This window comes from Micromonospora sp. 4G55 (genome assembly GCF_016803375.1).
The window spans coordinates 1-8,836 of the sequence record NZ_JAEVHN010000229.1; the positions used below are offsets into that span (position 1 = coordinate 1).

The 8,836-nt window shown below is 72.5% G+C and carries 8 protein-coding genes and 3 pseudogenes; 1 reads left to right on the forward strand and 10 read right to left on the reverse strand.

The window, feature by feature from the left end; translation table 11 throughout:
* Positions 1–120: 120 nt before the first annotated feature.
* Positions 121–732 carry a DUF2867 domain-containing protein gene (locus tag JNW89_RS19005; RefSeq protein WP_238449926.1) on the reverse strand — a complete coding sequence of 204 codons (612 nt, stop codon included), beginning with the start codon at positions 730–732 and terminating at the stop codon, positions 121–123.
* Positions 733–833: 101 nt separating this feature from the next.
* Between JNW89_RS19005 and JNW89_RS19010 the strand changes: the two genes are divergently transcribed.
* A complete protein-coding gene (locus tag JNW89_RS19010) occupies positions 834–1,424 on the forward strand; it encodes a TetR/AcrR family transcriptional regulator (protein ID WP_238449927.1) in 591 nt (196 codons plus the stop codon).
* A gap of 119 nt (positions 1,425–1,543) precedes the next feature.
* On the opposite strand, the pseudogene JNW89_RS19015 reads toward JNW89_RS19010, so the two are convergent.
* The 9 genes and pseudogenes from JNW89_RS19015 to rplJ form a co-directional block, all read right to left on the reverse strand.
* Positions 1,544–2,446: pseudogene (locus JNW89_RS19015) on the reverse strand (MFS transporter); the annotation flags it as partial.
* 64 nt (positions 2,447–2,510) lie between these two features.
* Complete coding sequence (locus tag JNW89_RS19020; RefSeq protein WP_238449928.1) at positions 2,511–3,092, reverse strand: isochorismatase family protein; 582 nt, start codon at positions 3,090–3,092, stop codon at positions 2,511–2,513.
* Between the two features lie 16 nt (positions 3,093–3,108).
* Positions 3,109–4,395, reverse strand: coding sequence for a nicotinate phosphoribosyltransferase (locus JNW89_RS19025; protein ID WP_238449929.1), 1,287 nt, complete (start codon positions 4,393–4,395; stop codon positions 3,109–3,111).
* A gap of 16 nt (positions 4,396–4,411) precedes the next feature.
* Entirely contained in the window at positions 4,412–4,570 is a 159-nt protein-coding gene (locus JNW89_RS19030; protein ID WP_238449930.1) for a response regulator transcription factor, read from the reverse strand.
* The gene (locus tag JNW89_RS19035) at positions 4,567–4,908 is read right to left on the reverse strand and encodes a hypothetical protein (protein WP_238449931.1); all 342 of its coding nucleotides are present in this window, start codon (positions 4,906–4,908) and stop codon (positions 4,567–4,569) included. Before JNW89_RS19035 ends, JNW89_RS19030 begins: the two co-directional genes overlap by 4 nt.
* Complete coding sequence (locus JNW89_RS19040; protein ID WP_238449932.1) at positions 4,889–6,061, reverse strand: hypothetical protein; 1,173 nt, start codon at positions 6,059–6,061, stop codon at positions 4,889–4,891. Before JNW89_RS19040 ends, JNW89_RS19035 begins: the two co-directional genes overlap by 20 nt.
* A 691-nt stretch (positions 6,062–6,752) precedes the next feature.
* Positions 6,753–7,091 (reverse strand): annotated as a pseudogene (locus tag JNW89_RS38875) (AAA family ATPase); the annotation flags it as partial.
* Positions 7,092–7,394: 303 nt separating this feature from the next.
* Positions 7,395–7,760: pseudogene (rplL, locus tag JNW89_RS19050) on the reverse strand (50S ribosomal protein L7/L12); the annotation flags it as partial.
* Between the two features lie 54 nt (positions 7,761–7,814).
* Positions 7,815–8,360, reverse strand: a complete 546-nt coding sequence (gene rplJ / locus JNW89_RS19055) for a 50S ribosomal protein L10 (RefSeq protein ID WP_238449753.1) — start codon at positions 8,358–8,360, stop codon at positions 7,815–7,817.
* Positions 8,361–8,836: the final 476 nt, after the last annotated feature.

Genomic DNA, 8,836 nt, shown 5'->3' on the forward strand with positions numbered 1-8,836 from the left:
GATCCACCCAGCCGGTGATGTCGTCCCAGGCGAACAGCGTCAGCAACAACAGGTGACCTGTCCCCAGCACGAGCATGATGCCGCTCGCCCAGCGCAGCAGTCGTTTCCTGGCGTTCATCGTCAGCCCCGTTCACCATGCTGCGCCGCGAGATCGTTGCGGCCGCGCCAGGCTCGTTCCCACTGCCTGGTCAGGGCTGGGTAGACGATGAGGTATCGGAAGGGCGCGATGGCAGCCATGTAGAGCCGCCCGAACCATCCGTTGGGCTTGACGAGGACGGCCATCCGCAGCTCGTGGTCACCATTGGCTCCCTGCGCCCAGCCGAGGTGCATCACGGTGTGCACGGTCTTGTTCGCCAGCTCGCGAGCGGACTCCATGCCGAGCTCGTAGATCGCTTTCAGGGGCATGGTGTCGTTGTCCTGGCCCCGGGGAACATCGCAGAGGTCGCGGGGCAGGCGACCGCGGAGCGAGGCAACCCGGACACCGACACCCGCCCTCGGGTTATCCCAGCCGAGGAGTGCGCCGAGTTTCCACCGAACGGCGAACAACAACCGCACCGGCCAGGTTTGTTTCGCCAGCCCGCCGGCCGTCCGCATCGCTGCCAGCATCGTCGGGAATTCGTCAGGCCCAGCCCCGGGGGTGCGAAACGCCCACACGTCCTCGACGCTGAAGTCAGCGGTGAGTTCGTGGATGCGCCACGGATGCTCAGTGTGCGCGGTGTTCGGGAGTCTCACGGGTGGGCCCTCCTAGAGCTCTCGTTGCGTTGCCGGTCCGGCAGATGATCTCCTGTGTTGGTCAGCATAGACTATTATGGCCAGCATAGAGGGGGGGTGGCGTGACAACGCGACGGGAGCAGACCAGCGGCGAGAGCCGTGAGCTGATCCTCACCGCGGCGGCGGAGCTGTTCGCGACCAAGGGCTACCGGCAGACGACGTTCGCCGATGTGGCCGAGCGGTCCGGGATCAGTCGGGGGTCCATTCCATGGCACTTCGGCAGCAAGGAGGGCCTGCTACTGGCGGTGCTCGAACGGTCGGTGGACCAGGTCCACGCGAGCCTCGATGACGCGCCCGACCCGGGCGTGGAGACGGGGCTGGACCGCATGATGAAGGGGCTCGACGCACTGTTCGCGCAGCCCACGACCAAACTGTTCGTCACGCTGCTGGTGGAGGCGCTGGAGCCGGACTCGCCCATCCATGACCGCTACGTCGCGATCCACGACACCCTGCGCGGCCACTGCAAGCGCTGGCTGGACCGATTCGCGCCGCTAGCTGGCTTGTCCACCGAGGCGCTGGCGGTCGCGATCGTCGGGGCAGGGATCGGCATCCACCAGCAGTGGCTGGTGGCGCCCGACCGGGTCGACGTCGGGCAGTCGTTTGCCGCGTTGCGCGCATTGGTGGCGGGGATCGTGTCGGCAACCGGGACATGACCGACGGCCGCGCGGGCTACGGCTTCCCCGCGGTGCGCTGAACTCCTCGAAGTGCCATCGGTTCATCGCGGACGAATGCGCGCTCATCGGCTACGACAGGGCGAGGTACGACGGCAGGCCAGGCAGAGCAGCCACCAGTGGCCGCCGCCGAGCCCGACCGGGATGGTGCAGAGGCTCAGCGCGGCGGTGAGCGCCAGCGGCGAGAACGAGCGGCGGACCGCCCCGTACGCGAAGCCACCGACCAACGAGGCGACCGCCCACATGGTGAGCACGGCGCCGGTCCAGCCGACCTCGCCGCTGGCCCGCAGCACGGCGACCACCGCGACGTCGGTGCCGCCGAGCACCAGCGTGGCCGCGCCGCTGACCGCGAGCACGGCCAGCATCCGGGGGGTGAGCCATTCCCGGCGGGGCGTGCGGGGCTGCGGACCGGCCGGCTCGTCCGCGCTGCGGGTGGGCGGGTTGAGCAGCCAGAACGCGATGCCCGAGGCGACCACGCCGGCGCCGACCGCCCAGAGGGTGGTGCGCGCCGAGACGGTGGTGGCCAGCGCGACGGCGAGCGCGGGCCCGACCATGAACGACAGCTCGACGGACATCGAGTCCAGCGCGTACGCGGGGCGTCGCCGGTCCTCGGGGGCGAGCGCGGCGATGGACTGCCGGATCACCGAGAAGATCGGCAGGGCGAGCAGGCCGGCGAGGAACGCGGCCGGCAGCAGCACCGGCAGCGAGAGCGTGGGCGCGCTCGCCCAGAACACCGCCTCGGCGACGGTGGTCAGGGCGACCACCGGGCGCAGGCCGCGCCGGTCGACCAGGCGGCCGAGCAGCGGCGAGCCGAGCGCCGCCCCGACGGTCATCGCGGCCCCGACCAGGCCGGCGGCGCCGTAGCCGCGGCCGAGGTCGAGCACCACGAAGAAGGTGAGCGTCACCCCGGTCGCGGTGAGCGGGATACGGGCCAGCACGGACACCAGCAGCAACGACCGGAGCCCGGGCAGGGCGAGCGCTTGCCGGTAAGGCGTCAAGTTCATGATGGTCCGTACCTCCGGCGGCCATCCTTGACCGGAGATACGACATCGGCAAGCGATTACCGGGTCAAGCGTCCCTGATCACAGGCTCGCCCCGCAGGGTCACGCCGGCGCCGTCCATCGCCCGCAGTGCCACGTCGAGGGTGTTCCGCGCGACGGCGGCGGTGAGGTCGAGCAGCACGGTGGTGGCGAAGCCCTCCCGGGCGGCGTCCAGCGCGGTGGCCCGGACGCAGTGGTCGGTGGCGATCCCCACCAGGTCGACCCGGTCCACGTCGTGCCGGCGCAGCCAGTCGGTGAGACACTCGCCGTCGTCGGCGTGCCCCTCGAAGCCGGAGTACGCCGCGGCGTGCTCGCCCTTGTGGAAGATCATCTCGACCCGGCTGGTCTCCAGGTCGGGGTGGAACTCGGAACCGGCGGTGCCGACGACGCAGTGCCGGGGCCACGAGTCGACGTAGTCCGGCGGATCACCGAAGTGCGCGCCCGGGTCGACGTGGTAGTCCTTGGTGGCGACCACGTGGTCCCAGCGGTCCGGCTCGGCGGCGAGCAGCCGGGAGACACCGGCCGCGACCCCCGCGCCACCGGCTACGGCGAGGGACCCGCCCTCGCAGAAGTCGTTCTGCACGTCCACGATGATCAAGGCGTTCGCCATCGGAGTGACTCCTTCGTCAGCTTGCCGGGACGACGGTGACCGGCACCGCCGGGTCACCGCCGGAGAGCTTGAGCCCTTCCCACGGGATGGAGATCAGGCACTGCCGCAGGTGCTCCCGCGACTCGTCGAGCGAGGGCAGCGCGACCGGCTCCCCGTCGACGATGAAGGAGCGCTGGAGCAGCCGGTCGTTGGGCTGCCGGTCCGGCACGCCCTGCGGCACGATGATCTCCTCGGTGGCGGTGCCGGTGGGCTTGTGCCGGCGTACCGCGACCTTCCGGCCGCCGATGGTGGCCTTGTGCTCGGAGCGCTTGACCACCGGGCGCCCGTCCACCTCGACCAGCTTGTAGACCAGCCCGACGGTGGGCGCGCCGGAGCCGGTGACCACGGCGGTGCCGGCGCCGTACATGTCCACCGGCTCGGCGGCGAGGGCGGCGATGGCGTACTCGTCGAGGTCACCCGAGACGATGATCTTCGTTTCGGTGGCGCCGAGCGAGTCGAGCAGTTCCCGGGACTGCTGGGCGATCACCGCCAGGTCGCCCGAGTCGATCCGGATCGCCCGCAGCTCCGGCCCGGCCACCTCGATCGCGTTGCGGATGCCCTGGCTGATGTCGTACGTGTCGACCAGCAGCGTGGTGTCCTTGCCCAGCGTGGCGACCTGCGAGGCGAACGCCGTCTTCTCGTCGTCGTGCAGCAGGGTGAACGCGTGCGCGGCGGTGCCGGCGGTGGGAACGCCGTAGCGCCGGCCGGCGGCGAGGTTGGAGGTGAAGTGGAATCCGGCCAGGTACGCCGCCCGCGCCGCGGCCACCGCCGCCTCCTCGTGGGCCCGCCGGGAGCCCATCTCGATCAGGGTGCGGCCACGGGCCGCGGTGACCATCCGGGCGGCGGCGGCGGCCACCGCGCTGTCGTGGTTGAGCACCGACAGCACCAGTGTCTCCAGCACCACGCACTCGGCGAAGCCGCCGGAGACGGTGAGGATCGGTGAGCCCGGGAAGAAGAGCTCGCCCTCGGCGTACCCGTCGACGTCGCCGGAGAAGCGGTAGCCGGCCAGCCACTCGGCGGCCCGGTCGTCCACCACCCCGGTGCGGCGCAGGAAGTCCACCTCGTCGGCGTCGAAGCGGAAGTCGCGGATCAGGTCGACCAGCCGGCCCGTCCCGGCGACCACCCCGTAGCGCCGCCCGGCGGGCAGCCGCCGACTGAACACCTCGAAGGCGCAGCGGCGTTCGGCCGTGCCGTCCCGGAGGGCGGCGCTGACCATGGTCAGCTCGTAGTGGTCGGTCAGCAGCGCGGGGCGAAGGGAACTCACCGCCCCAGCCTAGAGTTCACGCCGACTCCGTGCCGTCGTGGCCCGTGATCGACCGCAGCGCCGCCGGCAGCTCCGCCCGCCCGGTGATGCCCAGCTTGCTGTAGACCCGCTGGAGGTGGTTCTCCACCGTGCGGGTGGAGAGGAACAGTCGCTCGGCGATGGCCCGGCTGGTCACCCCGGCGGCGGCCAGCGTGGCGATCTGCCGTTCCCGGTCGGACAGTGACGGTCGCAGCGCCTCCAACGCCGGTGTGTGGATCTGGTCGCACGCCGAGCCAGGGCGGCGAGTCGCTGGTGGGCGGCGCCGGCCGAGACGGCGCGTTCCCGGCGCAGCTCGCGCAGCGCGGTGGCGGTGGCCTCGGCGGCCCAGACCGGCAGGTCGAGCGCGGCGAAGCCGTCGGCCACCGCCAGCAGCTCGGTGTCGTCACCGGCGACGGTGGCCCGGGCGTACCGGGCCAGCAGCGGCGGCAGCACCCCGTCGACCTGCTCGGAGAGCTCACCCAGCCGTTGCGCCACGGTACGCCGGCTGCCGTCGGTGCAGGTCGGGCCGACCGGGGCCGCTGCCTGCCCGAGCCGGACCAGGTCGTGCAGGACGAGCACCTCGTGCCCGGCGAAGCCGTCGGCGCGGAGCCGGTCGGCCAGGTCGCTGAGGTGCTTGGTGGCTCCCGGCAGGTCGCCCCCGGCCGCCAGCACCGCCCCGCGGGCCTGCTCCAGCCAGGGGTAGAGCACCACCATGCCGGGGCGCGTGCGTCCGGTCGGCCTCGGCCATCGCCTCGGCGGCGTGCTCGGCCTCGCCGCGCAGCGCCGCCGCCTGGGCCCGTTCGGCCTGCGCCAGTCCGGCGTAGACGCGGCTGGTGGCCAGCACTGCGCAGGCGCCGAGGCTGACCTTGAGCGCCTCGCCGCTGCGGCCGCGTAGCCGGGCCGCGTACGCCTGGAGGATCGCCAGATAACCGGTGCCGAGCCGGAAGTCGCCGGCCCCGGCCAGGTCGGCGAACTCGTCGGCGACGATCGCGTCGATGCCGGCCAGGTCGCCGGCGAGGGCCAGCCGGGTGCCGCGGGCCAGTTCCATCGCGAGTTGGAGGTAGGGCATGTCGCTGCGCCAGTGCGGTGCCTCCGCCGCCACCCGGGCGATCGCGGTCGCGCTGTTGCGGAACTGCCCCCGCGCCGCGTCCAGGTGGGCGATGGTGCAGCGGGCCAGCTCCCGCGCCGCCACACTGGCGGCCGGGCGGTCCAGCACCGACCGGGCGAGCCGGAGCGCCTCGTTGCCGTCCAACCCGTGCAGCCGCATGATCGCCTCGAAGGCGCGGACCCGCGCCTGGTCGCCCGGGTCGGTCAGGGCCGCGCCCGCCTGGGCGATTTCCTCCACGGTGGACTCCCGGCTGAGCCCCCAGTAGCTGACCATGCCGCGCACGGTCAGCCAGCGGCTGCGTCGCCGGTCGCAGTCGATCTCGCCGGCCACCGCGTCGAGCACCCGGATCGCCTCGTCGGGCCGGTCGGCGAACATCAGGATGGTGGCGAGCAGCTCCGCGGCGTCGAAGCCCCCGCCGGCGTCGAGCGCCGCGCGGGCCAGCCGGGTCGCCAGGGGTACGTCGTACCGGGCGAACGCCTGGGCGACCGCGCCGAGCAGCAGCGTGGCGTCCTGGGCGGTGCCGGAGTCCAGCCGCCACACCGCGACCCGGAGCAGGTCGCCCCCGGCGCCGCGCGCCGACCAGCTCCAGCAGCTCCGCCAGCCGGGCCTGCAACCGCCGGGTACGGGTGACCGGGCAGCGGCGGCGCATCATCTCGCCGTAGAGGGGGTGGGCCAGCCGGACGTCGAGCCGCCGGTCGTCGCGGACCATGGTGATCAGGCCACGCTCCTCGGCCAGCTCCACGTCGGCCTGCTCGGCGGCCTGGTAGAGCAGGTGCAGGCCGAGCGGTTCGCCGAAGGCGACCAGCTCCACCACGGCGCGCACCCCCGGCTCCAGCCGCCCGATCCGGGTGTCGATCAGGTCGGTGAGGCTGGGGGCCAGCTCCAGCCGGCCGGTCCAGCGCCAGACGCCGTACCGGAGGTCCAGCTCACCGCCGCCGGCGGCGGCCAGCACCAGCTCGCGCAGCAGCAGCGGGTTGCCGGCGGAGAGCCGGAACAGCCGGTCCGCCGAGCCGGCGTCGACCGGACCGTCCAGGATGGCCGCGAGCAGGTTGGCCGTCTCGGCCGGACCGAGCGGGGCGAGTTCGAAGTGCTCGACCAGGTCGTCGGTCCACAGCGCCCGGATCGGCAGCGGCACCTGCTCGCCGTTGCGCAGCGTCCCCAGGATGGTGGTGTTCTCCTGGCGGGCGAGCAGGTGCACCAGCGCGGCCGACGGCGGGTCGAGCAGGTGGGCGTCGTCGATGGCGAGCACGATCCGCCGCCCGGCGGCCTGCTCCTGCAACACCTCGACGCCCCAGCGCAGCACGCCGGCGGGGGAGAGGCCCTGTGGCTGCTCGGCGGGGAGCACCTGGGCCAGCCCGCCGAACGGCAGCGCCGCGGTGGCGGTGCTGGCCGCCACGTACCAGATCGCGTAGCGGTCGACGGGCAGCGCGCTGACCCCCTCGCGCAGCAGCCGGCTCTTGCCGATGCCGGCGTGGCCGCTGAGGATGAGCCCGCGCCCCTCGGCTCCGTCCACGGCCGAATGCAGACGGTCAAGTTCATCCGTTCGGCCGACGAAGCCCCACCGACTCATCGGTGCAGCATATCGACGGAAATCCGTCCGCGCGCACACCGTCACGCTGCGAAGTTGAGTAATCTCATGGTTACCGGTGAGTATCCGCGGTTTTCGGTGCTGGGGGGTGTCGGAACGTACCCTTCCGGCAGTCGGGTGCCACCGCACCGGATGTCCATGCGGGCTGCTCACCGCCGCCCGCCCGCCACGGGAGGCCGCCGATGAAGCCCGGTCCACTCCCCGGGGTCGACGTGCCCGGCGGTCCCGGCGGGGCGGCCGAGCTGCCCCCGCTGCGGTCCGCTCCCCGCCCGCGTGGGGGGTCACCGAGCCCGGCCCCCGACGAGCCGCCTTGGCCTTCTCGGCGGTCTCCTTGTTGACCTTCTCCAGGATGGCCTTCGGCGCGGACTCGACCGCGTCCTTGGCCTCCTTGAGGCCCAGGCCGGTCAGCTCACGCACGACCTTGATGACCTGGATCTTCTTGCCACCGTCACCCTCGAGGACGACGTCGAACTCGTCCTTCTCCGGCTCGGCCTCGGCCGGGGCAGCGGCGCCACCGGCAGCGGCGACCGCGACCGGAGCGGCGGCGGTGACCTCGAAGGTCTCCTCGAACTGCTTCACGAACTCGGAGAGCTCGATCAGCGTCATCTCCTTGAACGCGTCGAGCAGCTCGTCGGTGCTGAGCTTCGCCATGTCTGGCGTCCTTTCCTGAATCTGTTAGGTAAGAACTGGGTGCGCCGGGAGGCCTCAGGCCGCCTCGGCGCCCTCCTTCTCGCGCTTGTCCTGCAGGGCGGCCGCCAGACGGGCGGTCTTGGAGAGCGGAGCCTGGAACAGGGCCGCGGCCTTGCTCAGGTTGCCCTTCATCGCGCCGGCCAGCTTGGCCAGCAGCACCTCACGGGACTCCAGGTCGGCGAGCTTCGTGACCTCGGCCGCGGAAATGGCCTTGCCCTCGAAGACACCGCCCTTGATGACGAGCTTCGGGTTGGCCTTCGCGAAGTCGCGAAGCCCCTTCGCCGCCTCGACGACGTCGCCCGAAACGAAAGTCAGCGCGGTAGGACCGGTGAACAGCTCGTCGAGGCCGGAGATGCCCGCCTCGGTCGCGGCACGCTTGGCCAGCGTGTTCTTCGCGACCGTGTAGGTGGTCTCCTTGCCGAGCGAGCGCCGCAGCTGGGTGAGCTGGGAAACCGTCAGACCACGGTACTCGGTCAGCACCGCAGCGCCCGCGGTACGGAAGCTCTCGGTCAGCTCAGCGACGGCCGTGGCCTTGTCGGCCCGGATCGGCTTGTCCGCCATGTCCCTCCTCTCTCGTTGCTCGAGGCTGGTCGCCGTCGGCAGGCCGGGTGGCCTGGGACGGCGGCGGAGGATCACGACAACGAGAAAAGCCCCGGCGCAGGGCGCACGGGGCGAGGGCCGGCACGATCACCATGGTCGGCGGACCACGGGAAGAGCCGATTTTCGCTTACCGCCCTGCGCGGGTCGCCCGTCATCGCGGGACCTTCGACCGTGCCGGAGCACGGTGACCAGCGGTCTCTGGGTGGAACTTCGTCATCAGGTTACGGCACGCGACGGTGAGCACCAAATCGCACCCCACGTGCGCCCGGTCACTCCGGCGCGGCACCTCCGGCGGCCGGCCTTCGGCGGGCCGGCCCCGCTCAGGGGCGGACCCGGCGTCGCCAGGCGTAGCCGGCCAGGACCACCGCCGCCCAGGCCAGCGCCCCCGCGGTGAGCAGGAGCGCCGTCGAGCCGGCCAGCGGGCCGGTCAACGCCCG